The organism is Micromonospora sp. NPDC050397, from assembly GCF_044901685.1.
In the GTDB taxonomy this organism is placed as follows: domain Bacteria; phylum Actinomycetota; class Actinomycetes; order Mycobacteriales; family Micromonosporaceae; genus Micromonospora_G.
In genome coordinates, this window is sequence record NZ_JBJDPS010000006.1 from 300261 (window position 1) to 324735 (window position 24475).

Annotated in this window: 20 protein-coding genes and 1 pseudogene; 16 read left to right on the forward strand and 5 right to left on the reverse strand. The window is 70.0% G+C overall.

The features are described 5' to 3' along the window. Nucleotides 1-595 precede the first annotated feature (595 nt). The 7 genes from ACI2K4_RS22440 (at nucleotide 596) to ACI2K4_RS22470 (ending at nucleotide 9181) form a co-directional block, all read left to right on the forward strand. Nucleotides 596-2002 (forward strand): hypothetical protein, encoded by a 1407-nt coding sequence (locus ACI2K4_RS22440; protein WP_404513849.1) that lies wholly within the window; start codon nucleotides 596-598, stop codon nucleotides 2000-2002. After that, a complete protein-coding gene (locus tag ACI2K4_RS22445) occupies nucleotides 1999-2571 on the forward strand; it encodes a hypothetical protein (protein WP_404513851.1) in 573 nt (190 codons plus the stop codon). Before ACI2K4_RS22440 ends, ACI2K4_RS22445 begins: the two co-directional genes overlap by 4 nt. After that, complete coding sequence (locus ACI2K4_RS22450) at nucleotides 2568-4496, forward strand: hypothetical protein (RefSeq protein ID WP_404513853.1); 1929 nt, start codon at nucleotides 2568-2570, stop codon at nucleotides 4494-4496. Before ACI2K4_RS22445 ends, ACI2K4_RS22450 begins: the two co-directional genes overlap by 4 nt. Before the next feature lie 60 nt (nucleotides 4497-4556). Beyond that, nucleotides 4557-5972, forward strand: a complete 1416-nt coding sequence (locus tag ACI2K4_RS22455; RefSeq protein ID WP_404513855.1) for a hypothetical protein — start codon at nucleotides 4557-4559, stop codon at nucleotides 5970-5972. A gap of 485 nt (nucleotides 5973-6457) precedes the next feature. Beyond that, on the forward strand, nucleotides 6458-7726 hold the full coding sequence (locus tag ACI2K4_RS22460; RefSeq protein ID WP_404513857.1) for an Nramp family divalent metal transporter: 1269 nt from the start codon (nucleotides 6458-6460) through the stop codon (nucleotides 7724-7726). A gap of 56 nt (nucleotides 7727-7782) precedes the next feature. After that, the gene (locus tag ACI2K4_RS22465; protein WP_404513859.1) at nucleotides 7783-8079 is read left to right on the forward strand and encodes a hypothetical protein; all 297 of its coding nucleotides are present in this window, start codon (nucleotides 7783-7785) and stop codon (nucleotides 8077-8079) included. Next, nucleotides 8033-9181, forward strand: coding sequence for an oxalate decarboxylase family bicupin (locus ACI2K4_RS22470; protein ID WP_404513861.1), 1149 nt, complete (start codon nucleotides 8033-8035; stop codon nucleotides 9179-9181). Before ACI2K4_RS22465 ends, ACI2K4_RS22470 begins: the two co-directional genes overlap by 47 nt. A gap of 105 nt (nucleotides 9182-9286) precedes the next feature. Here ACI2K4_RS22470 and ACI2K4_RS22475 read toward each other — a convergent pair whose 3' ends face one another. Next, nucleotides 9287-11422, reverse strand: a complete 2136-nt coding sequence (locus ACI2K4_RS22475) for a LuxR C-terminal-related transcriptional regulator (protein ID WP_404513863.1) — start codon at nucleotides 11420-11422, stop codon at nucleotides 9287-9289. Between the two features lie 538 nt (nucleotides 11423-11960). On the opposite strand from ACI2K4_RS22475, the gene ACI2K4_RS22480 reads away from it, so the two are divergent. Together ACI2K4_RS22480 and ACI2K4_RS22485 are read left to right on the forward strand one after the other, a co-directional pair. Then, nucleotides 11961-12986, forward strand: a complete 1026-nt coding sequence (locus tag ACI2K4_RS22480; protein WP_404513865.1) for a DUF695 domain-containing protein — start codon at nucleotides 11961-11963, stop codon at nucleotides 12984-12986. Nucleotides 12987-13056: 70 nt separating this feature from the next. Further along, the gene (locus ACI2K4_RS22485; RefSeq protein WP_404513867.1) at nucleotides 13057-13305 is read left to right on the forward strand and encodes a hypothetical protein; all 249 of its coding nucleotides are present in this window, start codon (nucleotides 13057-13059) and stop codon (nucleotides 13303-13305) included. An 80-nt stretch (nucleotides 13306-13385) separates the two neighbouring features. On the opposite strand, the gene ACI2K4_RS22490 is transcribed toward ACI2K4_RS22485, so the two are convergent. Continuing rightward, complete coding sequence (locus tag ACI2K4_RS22490) at nucleotides 13386-14705, reverse strand: ABC transporter substrate-binding protein (RefSeq protein ID WP_404513869.1); 1320 nt, start codon at nucleotides 14703-14705, stop codon at nucleotides 13386-13388. Between the two features lie 229 nt (nucleotides 14706-14934). Here ACI2K4_RS22490 and ACI2K4_RS22495 point away from each other — a divergent pair, with 229 nt between their 5' ends. The 4 genes and pseudogenes from ACI2K4_RS22495 (at nucleotide 14935) to ACI2K4_RS22510 (ending at nucleotide 18228) form a co-directional block, all read left to right on the forward strand. Continuing rightward, a complete protein-coding gene (locus ACI2K4_RS22495; RefSeq protein ID WP_404513871.1) occupies nucleotides 14935-16725 on the forward strand; it encodes a right-handed parallel beta-helix repeat-containing protein in 1791 nt (596 codons plus the stop codon). 121 nt (nucleotides 16726-16846) lie between these two features. Continuing rightward, entirely contained in the window at nucleotides 16847-17677 is an 831-nt protein-coding gene (locus ACI2K4_RS22500; protein WP_404513873.1) for a phosphoribosylaminoimidazolesuccinocarboxamide synthase, read from the forward strand. Between the two features lie 47 nt (nucleotides 17678-17724). Then, nucleotides 17725-17964 (forward strand): annotated as a pseudogene (locus ACI2K4_RS22505) (Scr1 family TA system antitoxin-like transcriptional regulator); the annotation flags it as partial. A 51-nt stretch (nucleotides 17965-18015) separates the two neighbouring features. Beyond that, entirely contained in the window at nucleotides 18016-18228 is a 213-nt protein-coding gene (locus ACI2K4_RS22510) for a DUF397 domain-containing protein (protein WP_404514068.1), read from the forward strand. Here the strand turns inward: ACI2K4_RS22510 and glpK are convergent. After that, nucleotides 18209-19696, reverse strand: coding sequence for a glycerol kinase GlpK (glpK, locus tag ACI2K4_RS22515; protein ID WP_404513875.1), 1488 nt, complete (start codon nucleotides 19694-19696; stop codon nucleotides 18209-18211). The two genes, ACI2K4_RS22510 and glpK, sit on opposite strands and share 20 nt — an antisense overlap. Before the next feature lie 162 nt (nucleotides 19697-19858). Between glpK and ACI2K4_RS22520 the strand changes: the two genes are divergently transcribed. Next, nucleotides 19859-20797, forward strand: coding sequence for a ribose-phosphate diphosphokinase (locus tag ACI2K4_RS22520; RefSeq protein ID WP_404513877.1), 939 nt, complete (start codon nucleotides 19859-19861; stop codon nucleotides 20795-20797). Nucleotides 20798-20821: 24 nt separating this feature from the next. On the opposite strand, the gene ACI2K4_RS22525 is transcribed toward ACI2K4_RS22520, so the two are convergent. After that, nucleotides 20822-21280 carry an ATP-binding protein gene (locus tag ACI2K4_RS22525; RefSeq protein ID WP_404513879.1) on the reverse strand — a complete coding sequence of 153 codons (459 nt, stop codon included), beginning with the start codon at nucleotides 21278-21280 and terminating at the stop codon, nucleotides 20822-20824. A gap of 176 nt (nucleotides 21281-21456) precedes the next feature. Between ACI2K4_RS22525 and macS the strand changes: the two genes are divergently transcribed. Beyond that, entirely contained in the window at nucleotides 21457-22599 is a 1143-nt protein-coding gene (macS, locus tag ACI2K4_RS22530; RefSeq protein WP_404513881.1) for a MacS family sensor histidine kinase, read from the forward strand. Between the two features lie 153 nt (nucleotides 22600-22752). Beyond that, entirely contained in the window at nucleotides 22753-23415 is a 663-nt protein-coding gene (locus ACI2K4_RS22535) for a response regulator (RefSeq protein WP_404513883.1), read from the forward strand. A 141-nt stretch (nucleotides 23416-23556) separates the two neighbouring features. Here the strand turns inward: ACI2K4_RS22535 and ACI2K4_RS22540 are convergent, their stop codons facing one another. Next, on the reverse strand, nucleotides 23557-24153 hold the full coding sequence (locus tag ACI2K4_RS22540) for a DUF5709 domain-containing protein (protein WP_404513885.1): 597 nt from the start codon (nucleotides 24151-24153) through the stop codon (nucleotides 23557-23559). Nucleotides 24154-24475: the final 322 nt, after the last annotated feature.

Sequence of the window (24475 nt, forward strand, 5' to 3'; positions counted from 1 at the left end):
CCGCCCCCGCCCCCCGCCCCCCCCCCCCCCCCCCCCCCCCCCGCCCCCCCCCCCCCCCCCCCCCCCCCCCCCCCCCCCCAAGCGCCGCACCTACCGGGAGCGGCAAGCACCTTCGCCTCCCCGGGAGACGCGGCATGCGGGAACAGGTGGCCAGCGAGGACCGATCGGCGCGCACCGGCAACTCCGGTTGCGTCAGCGCGGCTGGCCGCGACATACGACGAAATTCCGGGCCGCGCGGCGACAGCAGGATTGCTGAGTAAGGGGTTTGGCCAGGGCGGGGGCGCGCGGCTGCACGTGTACTGGCCAACTCGAGGCGAGTGGATGCGACTGCCTAGATCTAGCATAACGGCTGGTTCTAATTCATTCTAGGACGATTGATGCCGATCTCACCTTCGTCCCACGACCGGTGCTGGCTGCGAGGTGGCCTCTGGGGCAGATCGCCATATTGGCGGAATGACTGCGGACGAGCAGGACCGCAGCATCGATAGTGGGGCAACCTGGAAGGTCTTCAATGTCAGTATGACGACAGTTGTCGGCCGCGACGGGGTGTTGCGGCCAAACTGTCGAAGCGATCACTGGACCGGTTCGTGCAATCTTGATCATCGAGGATCTTGCGGGTGTCATGTGGCCTAGAGAATCCGGCCTATCGGCGGCCGAACTGGTGGTGACCGTGCCACCGACGGACGATGCGGGCGCGAGGACGGCCGATCTGTACGAGTGGCAGGCGGTGATGGCCGCTGCGGATGGGCTCCGGCTGTATCTCGAGGGCTTGAGTACCGACGGCCAGCTCGACGCCGGCGATGACTGCCGGATCCTCTGCGAACGCCATGAGGACTGGGTGTTGATCCGTGGCGAGGATGCGGAGTTGGTTTCGGCGAAGCATCCTGGTCTGTCGTACGGCGCGTACACGACCATGAACTCCCTGGCCGACGATGGGGGTCTGGCCCACCTGTTCAACCGGTGGCTTGCTACGCACGAGAGAACGACGTGCCGGCTCGTCACCACCGCCGGGCTGGATGGCCCCCCGAAACAGCTCATGCCAGTCGTTGAGCAGCTCCGGGACAGCAGGCTCGCCGGACAACTGCTGATCGTCGACGGTGAGGTCGAGGATCTGCTAAACGGACTGGGCAAGGCATTGCTCAAGCACTGCGCTGGTCTCAGCGAGCTGTGGCGGCCGGATCCGACAAGCGACGTTGATTCAGTGCCGACCAGCGAACAGCGTCAGCAAATCGCACGCTTTCTGTCGGTACTCAACATCGAGCACGGTCCCCGTAAGGACTACGTCGGGTACGCGGCGCCGAGCATGTACGCCCGCCCCGTTCTGAACCGGCTGGGCAGCACGACGTCGGCGGACGCCGTTTGGGGGGCGGTACTGTCGTTGTTCCGCGCACGGATGCGTGCGGCGGGCCCGACACCGAACGCTGGCCTGCCGATCGTTCTCGCCAATCCTTTGGGCGCCACCCCACCCAACTCCTCAGACCTTGAACGGAACCTGGCCGCCCGGATCGTCGCGCTGGTCGACATCGACGTCGCGGTCCGCGCTGCCATGGCGTCTCCCGAAGGATTTCAGCCGCTTCCCAGGATGACGCGCAGCAGCCGCTTGGCGACCAAGATGACCGTCGGCGAGTGTTCGGACAACACAGTTGAACGCGCCGAACAGTTGCGCCTGGACTACCAGGACTTCTGGCGTGACCGGACGGCCGTCGACCCGATGGCTCGCACCGAGCAGGCACGCCTGCGGCGCTCGCTACTGCGCATCAGCGACACGGCAACCTCAGCCGTCGCTACCCGGTCCGGACCATGGGGGACCGCGCTGTGGAGCGAGCTGCAGCGCCAACTAGACGCCGCGCCCACCGGAACGATTCCCCCTGACATGGATGTCGAACTAGCGCTCGGCGGCATCTGCGAGCTGTCGAACCGGTGCCAGGTCTGGTTCAGCGAACGCTTCGACATCGACGCCGAGATTGCCAGGATGCGGGACCAGCGAGGGACCAGGCAATGACCGATCCCTTCGACGCCGCCGAACTCGCGATGCTGCGCGACGACCTTGCCTACCATCAGGCTCGCGTACTGCTGCTCGTCAGCACGGTCGCCGCGACCACCGGACACAGCGGCAAGCTCGACGGTCTGACGAAACTTGCGAAGCTCGACTTCCTGCTGCGATACCCCGCGCTCGCGTCGGAAGTGCTGGACGAACTCGATGTCCACGACCGGCGGCTGCATCTGACCGACGCCGACATCAGCGAACCGACATCCGTCGAGGCCCCGATGACTCGCTACAAATATGGCCCCTGGGATGACCGGTATTACGCCATCATCGGCGCGCTCGTGGGGCGGGGTCTGCTCCGCTACGCCAGGGGACGCCAAGGCAGCGTGGCGCTCGCGCCAACCCCCGCCGGCCGCACCCTGGCGCATGACCTGGCCGCCACCACCGCGTGGAACGAAATCGCCGACCGCTGCCGGGCGATTGCCGAGGCAGCCGGCGGCCTGACCGGCAACGCACTGAAGGACCTCATCTACCAAAGGCTCGCCGACCTCATGGACCGTCCGCACCGGCAGGTGATCCGTTGACCACCGCGTTCAGGCTCAACGCCGTCGTCCTCGACACCGTCGAGGGACCCGTCCGTCACACCTTCCCAGCGGACCTGACGATCCTGGCCGGACCGACCGGCGTCGGCAAGACCACCCTCCTCGAATTGATCAAGTACGGCTTCGGCGGCGATGGCGTGCTCGCTCCCGTCGTGACCGATTACGTCAACGATGTCACCCTGGACGTCATAGTCGGCGCCTCGCACTTCTCCATCGTCCGCAGCATCGACGCCACCAAACGCCGTTCCGTCCGCGTCACGGACCTGCGACTGCAAGAACGCCTCCCCGACCACAGCGTCGACCCGGCAAAGACGCCGAACCTCAGCACCCTGCTGATGACCGCGCTCGGCTTCTCAGACGAGATGCGCGCCGCCGCCCGTACAGGGGCCAGCACAAACACAGGCAGCCGTATCACGTTCAACGACATCTTCGGATACCTGTACGTCGCCCAGTCCGACATGAACCGCGACATCGCCAACAGCACTGACAACTACCTTGAGTCAAAGCGCAAGGCCGTGTTCGAGCTGTTGTTCGCGCTGACCAACGCGGGCATCCTCGCCCTGCGCTCCGAGGTCAACCGGCTCAACGGCGAGCTGGCCACCGCCGAACTTGAGAGCGCGACGATCCGCAACTTCCTTCGCGGCACACACACGACCGGGAAGGAGGAGGCGCTGAGCGCCTTCACGGACGCTACCAACGAGCAGATCGCCGCCGAGGCGCGGCTACGGGTTCTGCGGGAGGCGATCGACCCAGTCACCGACCGCGAGACGCAAGTCCTGAGGGACCTGCTCACCGAAACTGAACGACGGCTGGCGGACGTGAAATCGGACATCACCATGCTGATCCGGCAACAGAAGGAGTACACCCTCGAAAGACGCCGAGTACAGTCCGACCTGGCCCGGCTACACCGGATGCGAGACGCAGGCGAACGGCTCGCCAACATCGAATTCGTGCACTGCCCCCGGTGCATGCAGTCACTCACCGGCCGGGTGGTGCCCGACGGCACCTGCCGAGTATGCCTACAACCCGATCCCGTGCCGGGCGCTCAAGACGACGACCAGTACGAGTCCAGGCAGCTCGCCAGCCAGCTGGAGGAGATGGACGACCAACTCGCGGCCATCGCCGACCAATTCGACGTCCTCAACCACGCTCTCGCCGACCGCGAGGCGCTGATCAAGAAGCTCACCATCGATATCGACGCGCGCACGGCGCAACGAGTCACTCCACGGCTGCAAGCCTTCACCGACGCCGCCGACGCCCTCGCACACGCCCGGTCCCGTCAGAGAGAATTGGAAACCACGCTGCGGCAGTGGGACCGCGTTGACGACCTCACTGCCACCGAGGACGCGCTCCGAGCCGAACGCGACCGGGCCAAGGCGCGCATCGCCCGATTCGAGGCCGACATCAAGGATCGCCGCAAGGCCATCTTCGACGAACTCAACACCGAGTTCCAGGAAACCATCCACAACATCGGCGTGCCGAGCATCGAGACAGCCAGCATCCACCCCACCAGCTACCTCCCGCTGCTCAACGGTCAGGTCTACAGCAAGGTCAGCAAGGGCGGTGGCATCATCACCGCAACCCAAATCGCCTACTGGAGCTCGCTGCTCGCCGTTGCCATCCGACGCGGCGACACCTTCTACCCGGCATTCCTGCTCATCGACAGCCCACGAATGGCGCTCAACACCGCCGAAACGCTCGCCGCGGCGCTCTACAGCCGCCTGCGCGGACTCGCCGGCAGCGTGCCCGGCAGGCTTCAGATGATCATCGCCGACAACGAGGTCCCCGCCGAGTACCGCCAAGACATCGCCGAGGTCGACTTCAGCTACGAACACCCGACCGTCACAGCCATCGAGCACCCTGGGCCCGCCGCAGTCCAGACCCTCGACACCCGAAGCCAGCAATGACGACCGCAACCGGTCAACCGAGGGCCGAGGTCTTGTCGCACTAGCTGCAAGAATCGGACGATGGCAGACCAAGCAGCTGTCGATGCGCTGCGCGACACCGTACTCAGGGGCGCTTACGCGATAGCCGAGGCAAGCACCATTGCGAAGCTCGACAGGGACCTGGTCGCGGCTGGCTTGCCGCCGTCTCAAGGGGATGGCAGCAAGGCCACGAGGGCCGAGCGCAGCGCCGCAGCGGTCCCTGACGATCGGCTTCACGAGGTCGCCATCGGCCTGCTGAACCAGGGCACATGGCTCCACATGCTCGATCGTATGGCCGTCCAAGACTTGGTCTGGGCGGAAGAACAGCACCCCAAGATCGAGAAGCGGACCCGCCGTGACATCGCCCGGACCCTGCCGGGATGGATTCTGACCGACCACTACCAGCGCTTCCGCGCGTTGCTGGGCACGCTGTTCGACCTCGGCCGCGGCGGGATTACTTTCGGCGTGGACGACCACAGCCTCGGCGGTCAGATCGACCGGCACTTCCACCGCAATGAGGACTGGACGGTCGAGCAGTTGTTCGACGAGCTCGGAGCGGTCGACGCCTCCGACCGCAGGTTCGCGCTCTTTCTTGAGGGCGTCGTCTCGGGCGAGACGGTGCCCGACGAGGAGGCACAGCGTCAGCTGGTCGATGCGATCAACCCAGTGCTCGCTGGTGTCGGCCTTGAGCTGCGCGAGATGGGCAGCGCCGACGGATACCCCACCTTCGAGCTGGTGGCGATCCGCTCGCGAGCAGGCCGGCCCAAGCAACTTATCTTCGCTTCCCCTCGGAAGCCGGACCTCCGGCTCATCGACGCCATTGATAACGACCTTGAGGTCGTAGATCGGGCGGAAGACGTACTTGTCTACGACCGCCCGATTGGCTCTGACGGCCTCCGCTGGCGTGAGCTGCAGGCATGGTGGAAGGACAACCACCAACTGGATGACGATGCACAGGCTAAGAGGGAGCTGTGGCAGCGGCTCGGCCAGAGCCTGCCTGAGGACTCCCCGCCGCAGACCCTTCTGTTCATGCTGTACCACCAGATCTACCGCGACGCCCTGCAGGATCTTCCCGCACTGCTGCCTGAGGTTTGGCGGCACTGGGACCCGAAGACCGTGAGGACCCGCGGCAAGGACGCGCTCCTGCAATTCCGCATGGACTTCCTCATCCTCGCGCCGGCCGGCGCGAGGATCGTCCTGGAGGTCGACGGCCAGACGCACTACGCGAGCGAGCGCGAGGTAGCGCCGAAGCAACGCCGGTGGTTCCCCGATGGTGACCGCTATGCGCACACCATGGCCCAGACCCGTGACCTCACCCTCGCCGGGTACGAGGTGTACCGGTTCGGAGCGAACGATCTACGGGGAGAGAACAAGGGAGAGGTTCGGGCGATGCTTACCACCTTCTTCGATGACCTTTTCCGCAGACATCGCATCGCAGTGCCGGGCCGCCCGACCTGATGGGCCCGGCCGTACAGAGGCTCGGGACGATTGCCCTCCGGCTGGCTGACATCTATCGAGTCGCCGGCCGCGTCCGTCATCGATGCCGCTCCCGCGAATCGTGAAGCTTCGATCGATTAAGTCGAGATGATGATGGGCCGTGTCGATGATTTTCGATATTGACGGACATGTTCCAAGATCATCTTCCGGGCAAATTCCGGGCAGACGTCCCACCACGAGGCGGCGTCAGGCATCATGAGGGATCATCGAACAACAGGCTTGACCTGCGAAAATAGCCCGAAACAGCTCGGCTCTCGACCACTTGGCTGGGCTCATAACCCAGAGGTCGCAGGTTCAAATCCTGTCCCCGCTACCAAACGAAATGCCCGGGACTTGTCCCGGGCATTTCGCGTTTCCGGACTGCGTCCCTTCCGTGCTGGACAACCCGGGTAAATCCCCCGCGATCGCGCGATGTGCTCACCCGTTCGGGCGGCCACGATCGGGTGATGACCACTGATGCTCTGGCCCCCGAGGCGGAGGCGGTACCGGTAGCGGTTCGCCGTCGCTCGCGTCTCACCCCGATGCTGGGCCCGGCCCTGGTCGCGGCGATCGCGTACGTCGACCCGGGCAACGTGGCGACCAACCTGACCGCCGGTGCGACCTCCGGCTACCTGCTCGTCTGGGTCGTGGTGGCGGCGAGTCTGGTCGCCATCCTGGTCCAGTTCCAGGCGGCGAAACTCGGTCTGGCAACCGGGCAGAGCCTGCCACGTCTGTGCCGGGCGCGGCTGCCGCGCTGGGGCAACCGAATGCTCTGGCTCCAGGCCGAGGTGGTGGTGCTCGCCACCGACCTGGCGGAATTCGTCGGAGCCGCGATCGGCATGCACCTGCTCTTCGGCCTGCCGCCCACACTCTCCGCGGTGGTGACGGCCGTGGCGTCGCTGCTCCTGCTCGAACTGCGTCGCCGGGGCCGGACCCGACGCTTCGAACTGATGAGCGCCGCCGCGCTGCTGCTGATCGGCACCGGCATCGGCTACGACCTGCTGGTGGTCGGCCACCAGTCGACCGCCGGACTGGCCGGTGGTCTGGTGCCCCGGCTGGACGGTGCCGAGTCGCTGGTGCTCGCCATGGGCATCGTCGGCGCGACGGTGATGCCGCACGCGGTCTACCTGCACTCGGCCCTGGTCCAGGACCGGGGTCCGAAGGCGGCCGTCGCCCGCGCCGAGCACCGCCAGGTACGTCGCGCGCTCCGCCTGGACTGCGTCGTCGGTCTCGGCGCGGCCACCCTGGTCAACGTGTCGATGATCGCCCTCGGCGCGGGACTCGGCGCGGCGACCGCCGGTGGCTGGACCGGAGATCTCTTCGAGGCACACGAGCACCTGGCCACGCAGGTCGGCGGGGCCGCCGCACTGGCCTTCGCGATCGCGCTGCTCTCGTCGGGGCTCTCCTCGTCCGGCGTCGGCACCCTCGCCGGGGACGTGGTGATGAGCGGCTTCCTGGCCCGGCGGGTCCCGGTGCACCTGCGTCGACTGGTGACCATGACCCCGGCGGTGCTCGCCCTGGTCCTCGGGGCGCCGCTGACCGCCCTGCTGATCCTCAGCCAGGTGGTGATCTCGCTCGGCGTACCGGTGGCGCTCTTCCTGCTCGTCTTCTTCTGCCGCGACCGAGAGGTGATGGGGCCGCTGGTCAACGCGCCGCTCACCACACGGGTGGCGGCGGTGGCCGGGGCCGTGGTCGCGCTGCTCGGCCTCAGCCTGCCGGTGGTCCTGTTCCTCTGAGCGAGCACCCGCCGGCCATCCGCTGACCGATCGCACGCCGTCGACAGGAGCACTCCGTGCCGAATCCCTCGTCCGACCCGACTCCGCTGGTCCGTACCAGGGTCAAGCTCGTGGCCTGCGCGGCCCTGGCCGGCGCCGGGACCTGGGCCGGCGTCTCCTGGTGGGCAGTTGCCGTGCTGCTCGTCACCTGCGCCGCGATTGTCGCGGCCGTCGCCGTCGCGGACGGGCCGAGCCTGGTCCGCGCCCTGTTCTTCCTGCCATCCCCGCCGCAGCCCGTGCGGCGCCGATCCGAAGGGACACACCTCCATGCCCGACTCGACACGTCCGGACGTGCCCCAGCCCAGCCGAGGTGACCAGGGCGGTCTCGACCCCGGCCCGCGCAACGTCGAGCTGGACCGGCAGAACCCCGACCTGCTCGTGCCGCCGGCCAGCGACAACGGCACCGTACCGAACCTGAAGTTCTCCTTCTCGATGGCGCACACCCGACTGGAGAAGGGCGGTTGGACCCGCGAGGTGACCCAGCGCGAGCTACCGATCGCCACCCAGCTCTCCGGGGTGGACATGAAGCTCGAACCGGGTGCCTACCGCGAGCTGCACTGGCACCAGCAGTCCGAGTGGGCGTACGTGCTGGCCGGCAGTTGCCGGATCAGCGCGGTCGACCAGGAGGGGCGCAACTTCCTCGACGACGTACAGCAGGGCGACCTGTGGTTCTTCCCCAAGGGGGTGCCGCACCACATCCAGGCGCTCGCCGACGGGGTGGAGTTCCTGCTGGTCTTCGACGACGGCGCGTTCTCGGAGAACGGCACCTTCCTGATCAGCGACTTCTTCGCGCACGTGCCGAAGAGCGTGCTGGCCAAGAACTTCGGCTGGACGGTGGACCAGTTGGAGAACCTGCCCGAACGGGAGAAGTACATCTTCTCCGGCCAGGTGCCGCCCGTACTCGACGCCGACCGCGTGGTGAGCCCGACCGGCGACGTGCCGCGTACGTTCAAACACCGGATGCTCGCCCAGGCCCCGCAGCGGTTCAAGGGCGGTTCGGTGCGGATCGTCGACCAGACCAACTTCGCTGCCGCGAACACGATCTGCGCCGCCCTGGTCGAGATCGAGCCGGGCGGGATGCGGGAGCTGCACTGGCACCCGACCGACGACGAGTGGCAGTACTACATCTCCGGGTTCGGCCGGATGGGGGTGTTCGCCAGCACCGGCCTGAACCGTACGTTCAACTACCAGGCCGGCGACGTCGGCTACGTGCCCTTCGCGTACGGCCACTACATCGAGAACCTCGGCGACGAGCCGCTGCGCTTCCTGGAGATGTTCCGCAACCCTCGGTTCGAGGACATCTCGTTGGCGCAGTGGATGGCGAACACCCCGCCCGAAATCACCGCGGCCACGCTGAACCTGCCGCGCGAGATGATCGAGGCACTGCCGAAGACAAAGCAGCCGGTGGTGCGCTGACGGCAGATCGCGGCGGCGCCCGCTCCTCGGGGGTGGTTGCCGCGTCCGAGGACACCCGTTCCGAGGACACCCGTTCCGAGGACACCCTCGGGACGGGTTGAGCGGTCAGGTCCCATCCGTCGGCGGCTCGGGCGGGTTGCCCCGCCAGATCCGGGCCAGCTCCAGCCGGCTGCGGATGCCGAGCTTGGCGTAGACCGCGCGCAGATGACTGTCGACCGTGTGGAAGGAGATGAACAACCGGGCCGCCGCCTGCTGTTTTGTCGCCCCGGCCGCGAGCAGGCTCGCCACCCGTAGCTCGCCACCGGTCAGCGAGTCGAGGCCGGTCCGGGGTCGGGCGGAACGGGGCCGCTGTGGCGTCTGGCCGAGGACCCGCAGGTGCCGTTGGGCCAGCGACTGGTCGCCGTCGGCGCCGATCCGGCCGTAGAGCGCGGCGCTCTCCTGCGCGGCGGCGGCGGACTCGGCCGGCGCCAGCGCGGGCAGTCGGGCGAGGTCGAGCAGTGCGTCGGCCAGTGCCGGGCGGGCCGACGTGCTCCGCAGCCGGGAGACGCCCTCCCGCAACCTGACCGGGTCGCGTTCGACCAGCCCGGCCGCGTGGGCGGCGACGCCCCGCCAGAGCGGGTTGTCGACCAGGTCCGCGACGGTCGCCAGTTGCCCGGCGACGGTACGCGCCAGTGCCGGTTCGCCGAGCCAGAGCAGCGCCCGGACCAGGCGCGGTCCCCGTGCGGGGAGGCGGACCAGTTGCGCCAGCGAGTGGCCGAGCCCGGCCACGGTTCCTTGGAGCAACGAGGCGTGCCGGGCCGGCTCGGGATCGCCCGCCGCCGCGCAACCCAGCCGGACCCACGACATCAGGTCCGGCCAGCCGCTGGCCGGCCGCTCCGCGTCGAGCAGGGCTCTTGCCCGGTCCAGCTCACCCCGGCGGAAGAGCACCTCGACCCGTACCGAGAGCAGTTCGAGCCGTACCTCCTCGGGCGGTTGCCGGTGCGGACGCGCGAGCAGCGCGAGCCGCGTGCGTGTCTCGGCCTCCGGCAGTTCGCCCAGGCTGACCCGGAGCAGGCAGTCGAGCGCGTCGAGCATCGGCTCGACCACGGCGCCGAGCTGCCCCACCTCGACGCTGGCGGCGGTGATGCCACTTCTCGCGTCGTCGAACTCGCCCAGCGCGATCCGGGTCGCGATCCGGTAGACCCGGAGCAGGGCCGCCGGGGCCCGGGACGCGGGCAGGTCCGGGTCCACCCGGTCCAGCGCCCGCCGGGCCGAGGGCAGGTCGCCACGGGCCAACGCGTAGCCGGCGCGGGCCAGGGCCAGCCGGACCGTGCCGCCCGGGGCGGGCATCCGGCGTTCGGCCCGTTCCGCCTCGGCGAGCAGGTCGGCAGGGTCGGTCGGTACCCGCCGGGCGTCCGCCCCGCCGCTCCCCGCCGCCCCGCCGGAATGACCAGGCGGACCGGTGACCGCCGCCGGGTCGGGCGCGCCGAGCGGGCCGGCGGTGACCGCGAGGGTGGTCAGCAGCCAGGACCGGTGGGTCGGTCCGACCCCTTCCTGGGCCAGGGCGCGGCGCAGGTACCCGAGGGCGAGGGCCGGGCGCCCGTCGCTGTGCCAGGCTCCCAGCCGACCGAGCAGGACCGCGCGTTCCGCCGGCCCGTCCCGGTCGACCGCGATCTCCTCGGTCAGTACGGCCAACGCCTGTTCGGTACGCCCGGCGAGCATCAGGTGGTCCACCAGCGTGGGCAACCACAACCGCCGGTGTCCCGGATCGATGGCCGCGCCGAAGTGGCTCCGGATGGCGAGCAGCAGGTCCGCCGCGACCGAGGGGTCGACCGAGGCGTCGGTGGTGAGCCGGGTGACGAGGTCGAAGTCGATCCGTCCCGTGCCGGCCCCCGGTCGGGCACCGGGCGGCGCGGACTCCGCCCGGCCGACGTGGACGGGCCAGCCGAGGTTGAGCGCCCGCAGGACCAACCTGGTCGCCCGGGTGGGGGACGAGTCGGCCAGGATCGCGGCGGCGCGGACCCGGATCGCCGTTCGCAGCGACGGCGGGGTGCCCCGGATCACCGCCCGCCGCAGCGCGCCATCGGGCAGACGCAGCCCGTCGGCGGTGTCCCGGAGCAGGTCGCGGGCGATCAGCGCGTCGATGTCGTGGTCCAGCACCGGCCCGGACCGCCGGACCATCCGTTCGACGAACCACAGCTCGCCCGGTGTCCCGGTCAGCGCCAGGCTGCGCAGGATCGACCGCTGTACGGCCGGGAGCACGGCCAGCGGCCCACCACCGCGCCGTGTGGCGGGGTACGCGCGGATCCCGCCCGTACGGGTCGCCGACCAAGGTCGGCTGGTTCGTGGTCGGCTCGACAGCGACCATGCGGGCACGGTGCACCCCCTCGGCGCCGAACGGTCGGGACAGCTCTGTACCGGGATTGCGGGACGGCTGATTCGGAGTTCCGGGGTCGTGGGACGGCTGGTTCGGGGTTCCGGGGTCGTGGGACGGCTGGTTCGGGATTGTGCAGGCGGTACCGGCACCCCGGCGCGGCACCGGGATTCGGGCGCTCCGAACTGATCCGGACGAACGCGAATCGGATTCGGACCGATATCGCGAGGCTATCCGGGATCATCCGGTCCGTGCCTGGTTACCGGCGAATCCCATTGCACCTTTCGGGTGACGGCACAGGCTGCCGACATTGGACGGATCGGGTGGTCCGGCATGTCGGTCCGGGTGAAGAAATTGGCGTCCATCAGCGAGTCCGGCTGATCGGCCGATCAACAGAAGTGGTGATCGGTCGTACGCTCCGTTGCCATGCTGTTCTCACGCCGGCACAGGAATACCGATCGGACGATCGCGGAATTCTGGCGGTGGTGGTCCGGGGCGCGTTCCCGGGTCGAGGTGGCCATCGCGGACGGCGCCTGGTCGGCCGCGCTCGTCACCGAGGTGAGTCGCCAGGTGAGGGCGATCGACAAGGAGCTGGAGTGGGAATTCACCCAGGGCTCGCGGGCCGGACACGCCCTGGTGCTCTCGGCGGCGGGCGTACCGAGGCTGCGGGCGGTCGCCGAGCGGTGGCGCCGGGCCGCTCCCGAGGCTGACCAGCGCTGGGAGTACCACTCGACCCGCCAGCCCGACCCGAACTCGCTCTCGGCGGCGTTGACCGTCTCCGGGCACGAGGTCAAGCTCCCCGAGCTGCGGTTCGACTGTCGGATCGACGCCGATCGCTACGAGGTGGACGTCGCCGTACACCATCCCGATTTCGGCCGGCTCACCGAACCGGACCGGCTGCGGGTGGCCTTCCTCGCCCTGGACTGGCTGCTCGGCGAGGTCGCGGTCGAGTTGTGGGTGGGCACGGTCGAGGTGAGCGTGACCCTGCCGCCCCGGGCCGAGTCGGGGGAGGCCCTCGTCGCGGTGGTGGCCCAGCTCGCCCGGCGACTGCGGGACACCACCTGGGTGCCGTTGGAGCGGACCCTGGCCGGTGGTCGACCACAGCTCGCCGCCGTCCGGCTTCCGCTCAAGCCGGTGCGCTGGCCGAGGCTCGACACCCACGTGGAGGTCGTGGTGCCGTACCCGGCGGGGCGGGAGACCGGGCTGCCGACCGAGGCCGCCCTCGGCGCGCTGGGGCGGCTGGAGGAACGGATCACGGCGACGGCCGGGGGAGCGACGTTGGTCGCCCACGAGACCTCCGCCGGCCGCCGGGTCTTCCACCTGTACGCCGAGACGGGCGCCGCGGTGGTCGAGCCGGTACGGGAGGCGGTCCGGGGCTGGGAGCACGGTCGAGTACGTGTCCGGACCCGCTACGACCCGTCCTGGCAGGCGATCCGGCCACTGCGCCCGTAGCAAGGTGCGCCCCCTGTCCGAATCGAGCGAGCGGCCCGTACGGGTTGCGCCCAACACCGAGGATGTAGTCATGGCTTCTCTTGGCAAGTGGTGGGCAAGGTTGGGTGCCGTCGTCAGCACGGTGAGCCTGGCGGTGTTCGTACCGGTCGCCGCCTGGGCCTCGTCCGACACCGGGCAGCTAGTGGTGGAGGCGGCCCGGGGTCGGCGCCGGGGTGGTGCCGGCCTCGGAATCTTCGGCCTGGTCTGTTGCAGCGTGGTCGTGGTGGTGATCGTGCTGCTGCTGGTGCTGCTGCTCCGGCGCCGATCCGGCCGGCGGTGACCAGGCCGCGAGGCGGGTCTCCGGTCCCGGTCTGATCCTGCCGGTCTCTCGTCCCGGCCCGCCCCTGCCCGGTGAGCGGCTCAGCCGCCGGCCAGCACGGCGTTGGCCTGGCTGACGAAGGCGGCTGCCGCCTGCTTGGAGGTGGCCTTACCGCTCTGGGCGGTCTCCGCCGTGGTGATCAGAAGTGCCCGGATCTTCGCGTGTCCCCGGGGCGGTGGCGTCGGGGCCGACCCGAACCGGTCGACCATCGAGGTCTCGAACCTCGCCGTGCTCTTCATGCTCTCGTCGGTCAACGACTGCTCGACGTACGAGCGGACCGACAGGTTGGCGCTCAGGCCGCGCTCGGTGCCGAGGATCTGTCCGGCCTCCACATCGTTGACCAGGAAGTTGATCACGTCGGCCACCACGTCGGGGTGCCGGGTGCCCCGGAAGGCGGCCCAGTACATCGACGCCCGCGCCCACTGGGCCTTGGGTGTGCCGGGATAGGTGACCACGGCGAGCTCGTCCTTGGTCAGCTTCTGCAACTCGGGCAGTTGGTTGGACCACATGAAGCTGGTGGCGGCCTTGCCGGTGGCGACGAGCTGGCGGGTGACGTCACCGCTGTTGGCCCCGGCGATCACCGCCGCCGACGGGGTGGCCCGGTCGGCTCGCGCGTTCTTCCACAGGTCGAACCAGCGGGTGAGGTCGGCTTCGGTAAAACCGAGCTGCCGACCTCGGTAGAGCTCCTTGTTCTGTCCCCGCAGCCACAGCCAGAGCGCCTTGTAGTCGGCCGACGGGTCCATCGTGCCGGCGACCTTCCCGTCGGTCTCCTCGGTCACGTCGACCGCCCAGTCGACGAACTCGTCGTACGGCATGCCGACGTACGGCTCGGGCAGGTCCAGCCGCTTCAACAGGCTGCGGTTGTAGATCAGACCGGGGGTGTTCTCGGCAGCCGCGACCGCCATCGTCTGACCGCCGAGCTGACCGTACTGGGCCAGGCTGGGCGGGAGCCCGGTCAGGTCGATCCGGTCGTCACGGACGTACTCGCTCAGGTCGAGCACGATCTCGCGCTCGGCGTACTCGGTCAGGTAGGTGTCGTCGATCTGGAACAGGTCGGGCGGGTTGCCACCGGCCGCCTCACTGGACAGGCGGTCGTAGTAGCCGGTGTTGCCCTGCCAGGTGACCTGGAAGGTGACGTCGGGGTGCCGGGACGAGTAGAGCTGGAGCGCCCGCTCGGTCAGCTCGGCCCGCTTCTCCCCGCCCCACCAGAAGATCGAGAGCCGGACCGCGCCGTCGGTCGGGGCCTGCTCGGGATCGCTGCACGCGGTCATCGCGCCGGTCAGCAGCAGCGACAGTGCCAGTACGGCAGCGCTCAGCGTCCGGCCGGGTCGGCGCCGCGAGGTGCGGGAAGCAGGGGGCACAACATCTCCTGTCGGCGCCGGTCACAGGGCTGGATCGGGAAACATTTACACAGGGATGCCCGGTGGGTGTCAACGGCCGTCCGGTCGAGATCCACTGGCCGGGGAGGGGCACAGAGAAGAACGCATTGACACTCGTAAAAGCCTTCCGTAACGTGCCGAATGGAGAAAGCGCTTTCCTGTCAGTGCTCCGCTCGTCCACCATGGTCGCGTACCGGAAGGACACTCCATCATGGCGCCCACCCGGTCGACCCTGCTCCGGCGGTCGTTGGTCATCCCCGCCGCCGGGCTTGCCGCCCTGCTCACGGCCCTGGTCGGGATCACCGCGACCGCGTCGGCCGCCGCCCTGTTCGCCGACGACTTCGAGGACGGCAACTCCAACGGCTGGTCCAGGTCCGGCGGCAGTTGGACCGTGGTCACCGACGGGAGCCGGGCGCTGCGCCAGGGCAACGTCGGCGCGGAGCTGTCCCGGGTCTTCGCCGGGTCGGTCAACTGGACGAGTTACCGGGCGCAGGTCCGGGTCAAGCCGTCGAGCCACGGCACGCCCGGTGGCTTTGTCGCGGTGGCAGCCCGCTCCACCGGCGCGACCAGCTTCGACCGGCTGGCGCTCTTCGTCGACCGGGCCGAACTGCACGCCGTACGGGGCGGCGCCGTCACCGTGCTCGGCTCGGCGCCGGTGGCCGTACCGGTCGGCACCTGGGCCACGCTCGCCGTCGAGGTGAGCGGCGGGACGGTACGCGGGCTGGTCGACGGCAGAGTGGTGGGACAGGGCACCAGCCAGGCCGGCAACGGGCGGGTCGGGTTGCAGACGTACCGGGCGACCGCCTCCTTCGACGACGTGGACGTACAGAGCGGGGCGCCCGACCCGACGCCCACCGCGACCGCCTCGCCCACCCCGACCGGCCCGCCGCCGTCGGGCGGCTCGTTGGTCGTGGCGACCAACGGCGACGACAGCGCGCCGGGCAGTCTGGAGCGTCCGCTGCGGACCATCCAACGCGCCGTCGACCTGGCCCAACCCGGAGACACGATCGCGGTACGGGGTGGCACCTACGCGCCGACCGGCAACATCCGGATCACCCGGAGCGGCACCGCCACCGCCCCGATCACCCTCACCGGGTACGGCACCGAGCGGGTCCTGATCGACGGCGAGCAGATGCCGCACACCCCGGCCCCGCTGGACGGCAGCATCCCGAACGCCGAACGAGGTGCGATCCACATGGCCGCGTCGTACTGGCGGCTGGTCGGGCTGGAGATCGCCAACGGGCCGTACGGGGTCTACTGCCGTACCTGCCACAACAACGTCTTCGACCGGCTGGTGACCCGGGACAACTACGAGAGCGGACTCCAGATACAGGGCGAGGCGAGCAACAACCTGGTGCTCAACCTGGACAGTCACGGAAACCGGGACCCGCGCAAGAACGGCGAGAGCGCGGACGGACTGGCGATCAAGGAAGGCTCGGGCACCGGCAACGTGGTACGGGGAGCCAGGCTCTGGAACAACGTCGACGACGGCTTCGACGCCTGGGAGTTCCTCTCGCCCATCCTGATCGAGGACTCGGTGGCGTGGGGCAACGGGGTCGACCGGTGGGGCTTCCCCAACTTCGCCGGTGACGGCAACGGGTTCAAGCTCGGTGGCGGTGACGAGGACCTGCCCGCCGGTCACCTCGTACGCAACAGCATCGCCTTCGACAACGCCCAGGGCGGGTTCATCGACAACGCCAACCCCGGCGCGATGCGACTGGACCGGAACACCGCCTGGCGCAACGGCGGGACCGGGTTCGACGTCGCCGACTCGCTCTCCACGCTCACCGGCAACCTCGCGGTGGGCAACGGGCAGGCCGTCTCGCTCGGTGGCTCGACCGGCACCGGCAACTCCTGGGATCTCGGCGGGACCTGGACCGACGCCGCGCTGGTCAGCACCGACCGGACCGCGATCACCGGCCCGCGTACGGCGGCGGGCGGTATCCCGTCCTCGCCCTTCCTGCGCCCGTTGGGCGGAATCGAGGTCGGTGCCCGGATCTGATCCTGGTTTGCCCGCCCCGCCGTCCTGTTTTGGCCAGTGGGGGCGACGCTGGGCCGGAGTCGCGTCACACCGAGACGACGGGGCGGCGGGTGCGACAGGGCGCCGTGATGTACTTGCCGACGTGGAACTCGTGCACTCCGGCAAGGTCCGGGACGTCTACGCGGACGGCGACGATCTGATCCTGGTCGCCTCGGACCGGGTGTCGGTCTACGACACGATCCTGCCGACGCCCATCCCGGACAAGGGCAAGCTGCTCACCGCGCTCTCGCTCTGGTGGTTCGAGCAGGTCGCCGACATCGTGCCGAACCACGTCATCTCCGCCACCGACGTGCCGGCCGAGTTCGCCGGCCGGGCGATCCGGGTGCGCCGCCTGGAGATGGTGCAGGTCGAGTGCATCGCCCGGGGCTACCTGACCGGTCTGGGTCTCAAGGAGTACGAGCGCACCGGCTCGGTCTCCGGCATCGAACTGCCGCGCGGCCTGGTCGAGGCGTCGATCCTGCCCGAGCCGATCTTCACCCCGACCACCAAGGCCCCGCTGGGCGAGCACGACGAGTTCATCACCTTCGCCGACGTGGTCGACAAGGTCGGCCCGGAGATCGCCGAGCGGCTGCGGCAGATCACCATCGACGTCTACTGCCGGGGCGCCGAGCTGGCCGCCGAGCGGGGCATCCTGGTCGCCGACACCAAGCTCGAACTCGGCTGGGCGCCCGACGGCACCCTGGTCCTCGGCGACGAGGTGCTCACCTCCGACTCGTCCCGGTTCTGGCCGGCCGAGTCGTACCAGCCGGGTCGGGGGCAGTTCTCCTTCGACAAGCAGTACCTGCGCGACTGGGCGGTCAGCACCGGGTGGGACAAGCAGGGCCCCGCCCCGGAGCCGCCGCAGGAGGTCATCGACGCGACCCGCGCCCGGTACGTCGACGTCTACGAACGGCTCACCGGCCGTACCTGGTGAGCCGTTGACCTGTCGACCGGCGCAGTTCGTCAGTTGTTGCGCGGTCGATGGTCGCTAGCTGGGCTCGCGAAGCGGGTCGCCCCGTGGCCCTGCATGTCCACACCACCTCTCGGTTGGTAACCGCCAGGCTGGGCCGCGCGCTACTGGACTTCGCCCGCAACCGGTCGGTCGTGCATCTCGAACACAAGATCTTCGGTCTGTTCCTGAAGGAGCCGGAGCAGGTAACCTTCTTCCGACAGGAGCTGGATAGGCTGATCAAGGTGGCGTTGAGCCCTGCCGAGTCGCTGGATATCGTTGCGCGGATCGCAGATGGAGCACGACCGAGAGTAAGGCGAGCCATGATGGCTGCGGACCTGCCAGGATTGGTCTGGCGCAAGTCCAGCCGCAGTGGCTCCAACTCGAACTGCGTCGAGATGGCGATCCTGCCTCAGTCGGTGATTGTCCGCGACTCAAAAGACCCGGGCGGTTCGGTGCTGGAGTTCGGGCCGGGTCCCTGGTCGGCGTTCCTGATCGGCGTCTGTACCGCTGGGGTCAGTCCTCGACCCAGTTGAGCGTACGGTCGACGGCCTTGCGCCAGTTGAGCAGCTCGCGGTCGCGGTGGCCCGGGTCCATCGCCGGCTGCCACCGCGCGTCCTGCCGCCACTGCGCCCGGAGCGTCTCCAGGTCGGGCCAGAACCCGACCGCCAGGCCGGCCGCGTACGCCGCGCCGAGGCAGGTCGTCTCGGTCACCGCCGGCCGGACCACCGGTACGTCCAACACGTCGGCCAGGAACTGCATCAGCAGCTCGTTGGCGGTCATGCCACCGTCGACCCGCAGCCGCCGCAGCGGCACCGCCGAGTCGGCGTTCATCGCGTCCACCACCTCGCGGGTCTGCCAGGCGGACGCCTCCAGCGCCGCGCGGGCCAGGTGCCCCCTGGTGACGTAACCGGTCAGGCCGGTGATCACCCCGCGCGCGTCGCTGCGCCAGTGCGGCGCGAAGAGGCCGGAGAACGCCGGTACGACGTAACAGCCGCCGTTGTCCTCGACACCGCGCGCCAGCTCCTCGATCTCGGAGGCGGCCGAGATCAGGCCGAGGTTGTCCCGCAGCCACTGCACCAGCGCACCGGTGACCGCGATCGCGCCCTCCAACGCGTACGTCGCGGGCTGCCCGCCGATCCGGTAGCCGACCGTGCTGAGCAGCCCGTGCCGGGAGGCGACCGGCTCGGTGCCGGTGTTCAGCAGCAGGAAGCTGCCGGTGCCGTAGGTGCACTTCGCCTCGCCGGGGGCGAAGCAGGTCTGGCCGAACAGTGCCGCCTGCTGGTCGCCGAGGGCGCTCGCCACCGGCACCCCGGCCAGGGCGCCGGTCGCCGTGCCGTACACCTCGGCGCTGGAACGGATCTCCGGCAGCATCGCCCGGGGGACGTCCATCAGCTCCAGCAGCTCCGGGTCCCAGGCCAGGGTACGCAGGTCCATCAGCAGGGTACGGCTGGCGTTGGTCACGTCGGTGACGTGCTCACCGGTCAGTTTCCAGATCAGCCAGCTCTCCATCGTGCCGAAGAGCACCTCGCCCCGGCCCGCCCGCTCGCGCAGCCCGTCGACCTCGGCCAGCAGCCACATCAGCTTCGGCCCGGCGAAGTACGTCGCCAACGGCAGCCCGGTACGCGCCCGGATCCGTTCCTCGCCGTACGTCTCGTCGAGCCGCCGCAGCAGCGGCCCGGTGCGGGTGTCCTGCCAGACGATGGCGTTGGCGACGGGGCGACCGGTCGTCCGGTCCCAGACCAGGGTGGTCTCTCGCTGGTTGGTGATGCCGATCGAGGCCAGCCGGTCGGGTCCGATCGAGGCGCGGTCCAGTGCCTCCCGGATCGCCCACTCCACGTTCGCCCAGATCTCCTCGGCGTCGTGCTCGACCCAACCGGGCTGCGGGAAGTGCTGCCGGTGTTCGCGTTGCGCCACGGCGATCGGGGTGCCGGTGGCGTCGAAGACCATGCACCGGGAGGAGGTGGTGCCCTGGTCGATGGCGGCGACGTACTGCTCGGTCACCGCCGCACCGTACCGGTAAACCCACCGATCCCGCTGCCACCCACCCGCCCCACGCGTAAGGAAGGGCCCCTTGTTAACGCATAGCGTTAACAAGGGGCCCTTCCTTACGCGGGTCGGCTCGGCGGACGTACGTGACCAGGGCGGGAAACCTAGGATGCGAGCGTGCGCGACATCGCCGTCTTCAGCGGAAGTGCCCATCCCGAGCTGGCCGCAGAGATCTGTGCCCACCTCGGTGTCCCCCTGCACCCGGTCCGGGTCTCCCGGTTCGCCAACGACTGTCTGGAGGTGCAGCTCCAGGCCAACTGCCGGGAGCGCGACGTCTTCCTGATCCAGCCACTGGTCCCGCCGGTACAGGAGAACCTGGTCGAGCTGCTGCTCATGCTGGACGCGGCCCGGGGTGCCTCGGCCGGGCGGATCACCGTCGTGCTGCCGCACTACGCCTACGCGCGGTCGGACAAGAAGGACGCGCCCCGGATCAGCATCGGCGCCCGGCTGGTGGCCGACCTGTTGGTGTCGGCCGGTGCCGACCGGGTGCTGGCGCTGACCCTGCACTCGCCGCAGGTGCACGGCTTCTTCAGCGTGCCGGTGGACCACCTGCACGCGCTGCGCGAACTCGCCGACCACTTCAAGCGTTACGACCTCACCGACACCGTGGTGGTCTCGCCCGACCTGGGCAACGCGAAGGAGGCGGCGGCCTTCGCCCGGATGCTCGGCACGCCGGTGGCGGCCGGGGCCAAACAGCGGTTCAGCGACGACCGGGTACAGATCAGCGCGGTCATCGGCGACGTGGTGGACCGGGACGTGATCGTGCTGGACGACGAGATCGCCAAGGGCAGCACGATGATCGAGCTGATGGACCACCTGCGGGACCTGAAGGTCCGCTCGATCCGGTTGGCCTGCACCCACGGCCTCTTCTCCAGCGACGCACTCGATCGGCTGAGCCAGCAGGACGGGGTGCTGGAGATCGTCTGTACCAACACGGTGCCGATCCCGGCTGCGAAGCGGGTGCCGAAACTGCGGGTGCTCTCGGTGGCACCGGCGCTGGCCGAGGCGATGCGCCGGATTCACAACGGCGAGTCGGTCAGCGCACTGTTCGCCTGACGCCGGGCCGGGGAGGGCTCGGGGTCAGCCGGTGGGTGCCGGGCGCTCGCCGGTCAGGCTGGCGCTGATCCGTACGGTGGTGCCGGTCGGTCCGGTCTCGACGGCCATCTCGTCGCTGAGCCGGCGGGCCAGCCAGAGTCCCCAACCACCGGCGGTGTCCGGGGCGGGGCGGCGGCGGTTGGCCAGCCGGTCGGTGTCGATGCCGGTGCCGTGGTCGGAGACCTCGCAGCAGACCGCGCCGGTGGTTGGCCAGAGCTGGAGTCGACCCCGACCGCCACCGTGCCGTACGGCGTTCGTGATCAGCTCGTGCACGGCCAGTACGAAGTCGTCGAGGCGCTCACCGGTCAGTCCCGACGCCTCGGCGTGCGCGGCGACCGAGTGCCGAAGCTCCGACACCTGGCCCCGGTGGAAGGTCGCGGCGAGCAGCGCGGAGGGTTCGACGGGCACCGCGAATCGCGGACCGCGCGGCTGGGTGCTGGTCATGGTGGGCTCGCCATCGATCGTCAGATGCTTTATGGCATTTCCACCTTACGTCAGGTAATGCCGCGACCCCCGCGCGACTCGTCGTGCTCGATCCTCGATTCGGAAGGTCCAGCCGACCGTCCCGGGACACCGCTCGTGGGAGCCGCTCGGGTGCCCGGCTGTGGCATGGTCGGTTCGTGCCGGAGCGGTCGATCGAGCAGCCACCCTGCGGATTCCAGGTGCCGCTCTGGCGGGCCATAGCCGTCTTCCGGTTCGCCTCGCTGACGTACGTCCTCGCGCTGGTCGGGCTCAACCTCGACGAGTACGCCCGTCCGGTGGCGGCGGTACCGGTGCTGATTTCGATGACCGCGTGGACGATCTTCGCCAGCTACGCGTACGCCCGCCCGGCCCGCCGGCACTGGCCACTGCTCGTCGCCGACCTGCTGGTGGTCATGGCGGCGCTGCTGGCCAGCGTCTGGGTGGCCGGGCAGCCGGCACTGGCGTCCGGGGTGCCCACGCTCGCCGTCGCCTGGCAGGGCGGTCCGGTGCTCGCCTGGGCGGTCACCGGCGGCCGACGGCGCGGGGCGGTCGCCGCGCTCGTCCTCGGCGGCACCGACCTGCTGATGCGGGACCAGGTCATCCAGGCCACGGTCAACGGTGTGATCCTGATGTTGCTGGCCGGGATCGCCGTCGGGCACGTGGCCCGGCTCGCCGCGAACGTGGAGGAGCGCCTGCAACGAGCCGCGGAGCTGGAGGCGGCGACCCGCGAACGGGAACGGCTGGCCCGGGGCATCCACGACTCGGTGCTCCAGGTGCTCGCCCTGGTCCAGCGGCGTGGCGCGCATCTGGACGGGGAGGCGGGTGAGCTGGCCCGGCTCGCCGGTGAGCAGGAGGCGGCGCTGCGGGCGCTGATCATGACCCGGCCACCGGCACAGCGCGAAGGCGCCGTCGACGCTTCCGAAACCGATCTGCGTACGGTGCTCGGCGGTTACGCCTCGCCGACGGTCTCGGTCGCGATGCCCGCCACCCCCGTACGACTGGCCGGTCACGTCGCCCGCGAGGTTGCGGCGGCGACCGGGGCGGCCCTGGACAACGCCCTCCGGCACGGCGGCGGCCGGGCCTGGGTGCTGGTGGAGGAGGAGGCCGGCACGATCACCGTCTCGATCCGGGACGACGGTCCGGGTATGCCGGCCGAGCGGCTGGCCGAGGCGGAACGGCAGGGGCGGCTGGGGGTGGCCCAGTCGATCCGGGGGCGGATCGCCGAGCTGGGTGGCAGCGTAGGGATCATCACCGCGCCCGGTCAGGGAACCGAGGTCGAGCTGCGGGTGCCGACCCGGTGAGACGGGCAGCGAACGGGACGGCCGGTGGGACGAGGCGCCCGGTACGACGGCCGGTGGGACGAGGCGGACCGGTACGACGGTCGCTGAGACGAGCGTCCGGCGCCACGGCCGCGGGGACGAGGCAAACGGGCCGGCGGTCCTAGGGTGGGGGGCATGAGGGCTGAACCGCCGATCCGGGTGATGGTGGTGGACGACCATCCGATGTGGCGCGAGGGAGTGGCCCGGGACCTGACCGAGGCCGGCTACAGCGTCGTGGCCACCACCGGCGAGGGCCGGCAGGCGATCCGGATAGCCGCCGCCACCCAGCCGGACGTGGTCGTACTCGACCTGCAACTGCCCGACATCTCCGGGGTCGAGGTGATCGTCGGGCTGGTCGGCCGGATGCCCGGGATTCGGGTGCTGATGCTCTCGGCCAGCGGTGAGCAGCAGAGCGTGCTCGACGCGGTCAAGGCCGGCGCCACCGGGTACCTGGTCAAGTCGGCCGCACCGGAGGAGTTCCTGGCGGCGGTCCGGCGCACCGCCGCCGGTGACACCGTCTTCACCCCGGGACTGGCCGGACTGGTGCTGGGTGAGTACCGCCGCCTGGCGGCGGAGCCCGATCCGCCCGAGCGGGACACCACGCCCCGGCTCACCGAGCGGGAGACCGAGGTGCTCCGGCTGGTGGCCAAGGGGATGTCGTACAAGCAGATCGCCGAGCGGCTCGGCCTGTCGCACCGTACGGTGCAGAACCACGTACAGAACACGCTCGGCAAGCTGCAACTGCACAATCGGGTGGAACTCACCCGGTACGCGATCGAGCGGGGCCTGGACGACTGACCGCCACCGGACCGGCGGCACCAGCGGCGGGCCGGCGACCCAGAGTGGCGTGAGTCAGGGCGCGCGGCCCAGAGTGGCGTGAGTCAGGGCGCGCGGGTCAGGGCGCCCGGTTCAGGGTGGCGCGGGTCAGGGTGGCGCGGGTCAGGGTGGTGGCTCGGTCAGGCCGGGTTGACGGTCACCGGGAGGCTCGGTCTCGTGGATGGCGAGTTCCTCGGCCGTCGGCCCGCCCCCGGCGGAACCCGCGTCGGCGGCGATCGCGTCCGTCTCCACGTCGTCACGGGCACCCTGGTCCGGCTCCACCAGCCGACCGACGGTCGCCCCGGTCGGGCCGCCCAGGTTGCCGTGGTCGTAGATCGACACCGCCGAGGCCGGATCCGAGCTGGGTCCGTCGTCGATCACGTCGGCGTCGAGCTGTGCCTGGGCGGCGGCCTCCGGGCTGTTCGCCTCGGCCGCGATCTGCGGATCAACCGGCCCGGCGAGCGGGTCGTCGATGGCCGGCTCCGGTTGCTCGCGCGCGATCTTGTAATCCACCGACTCGCCGTCGAGCTGCTCCTGGGCGGTGTTGCCGAACCGGTCCACCGCCTGCGGCACGTCGGCCGGTAGGGCCGCCGGCTGCTCACCGTCGGCCTCGCGGCCGGTGAGGACGTCGTCCCCGGCGGTCGAGTCGTCGTCGGCGGTGCCGGGCAGGCCCTCGGCCTCCGGGTCACTCAGCGGTACCGGGTAGTCGTCATCGCGCATACCGACCGAACTACCCGTTGCCGTGCGGGCGTAACCGCTGGCGGCCGGGGAGGGCCTGCTGACCGGTTCGTCCCTCGGAGCGCCGCACCCGGCGGTTCTCCCTTTCCACAATGGACGTGTTCGGGCCGGCCGTGGTGGCGGACAGCTGTGTGGTCAGGCGAGCGGCACGGCGTACCCAGTGATCGGTCGCCGCACCCGGCGGCCCGGAACGCGCCGTTCGTCCCGGTCCGGGTGCGGACCGCGCGTCGCGCTCCACCCGGGGCGGCCGACCGGTTCGGGGTACGTCCGATTCGATCGTCCGGGTACGTCCGTCGGCCCGGTC

What these genes read in the sequence shown, in the direction of transcription:
- ACI2K4_RS22445 (WP_404513851.1), top strand. Translation starts at nt 1,999, where the DNA reads ATGACCGATCCCTTCGACGCCGCCGAACTCGCGATGCTGCGCGACGAC.
- ACI2K4_RS22455 (WP_404513855.1), top strand. Translation starts at nt 4,557, where the DNA reads ATGGCAGACCAAGCAGCTGTCGATGCGCTGCGCGACACCGTACTCAGG.
- ACI2K4_RS22460 (WP_404513857.1), top strand. Translation starts at nt 6,458, where the DNA reads ATGACCACTGATGCTCTGGCCCCCGAGGCGGAGGCGGTACCGGTAGCG.
- ACI2K4_RS22470 (WP_404513861.1), top strand. Translation starts at nt 8,033, where the DNA reads ATGCCCGACTCGACACGTCCGGACGTGCCCCAGCCCAGCCGAGGTGAC.
- ACI2K4_RS22480 (WP_404513865.1), top strand. Translation starts at nt 11,961, where the DNA reads ATGCTGTTCTCACGCCGGCACAGGAATACCGATCGGACGATCGCGGAA.
- ACI2K4_RS22485 (WP_404513867.1), top strand. Translation starts at nt 13,057, where the DNA reads ATGGCTTCTCTTGGCAAGTGGTGGGCAAGGTTGGGTGCCGTCGTCAGC.
- ACI2K4_RS22495 (WP_404513871.1), top strand. Translation starts at nt 14,935, where the DNA reads ATGGCGCCCACCCGGTCGACCCTGCTCCGGCGGTCGTTGGTCATCCCC.
- ACI2K4_RS22510 (WP_404514068.1), top strand. Translation starts at nt 18,016, where the DNA reads ATGATGGCTGCGGACCTGCCAGGATTGGTCTGGCGCAAGTCCAGCCGC.
- ACI2K4_RS22525 (WP_404513879.1), bottom strand. Translation starts at nt 21,280, where the DNA reads ATGACCAGCACCCAGCCGCGCGGTCCGCGATTCGCGGTGCCCGTCGAA.
- ACI2K4_RS22535 (WP_404513883.1), top strand. Translation starts at nt 22,753, where the DNA reads ATGAGGGCTGAACCGCCGATCCGGGTGATGGTGGTGGACGACCATCCG.
- ACI2K4_RS22540 (WP_404513885.1), bottom strand. Translation starts at nt 24,153, where the DNA reads ATGCGCGATGACGACTACCCGGTACCGCTGAGTGACCCGGAGGCCGAG.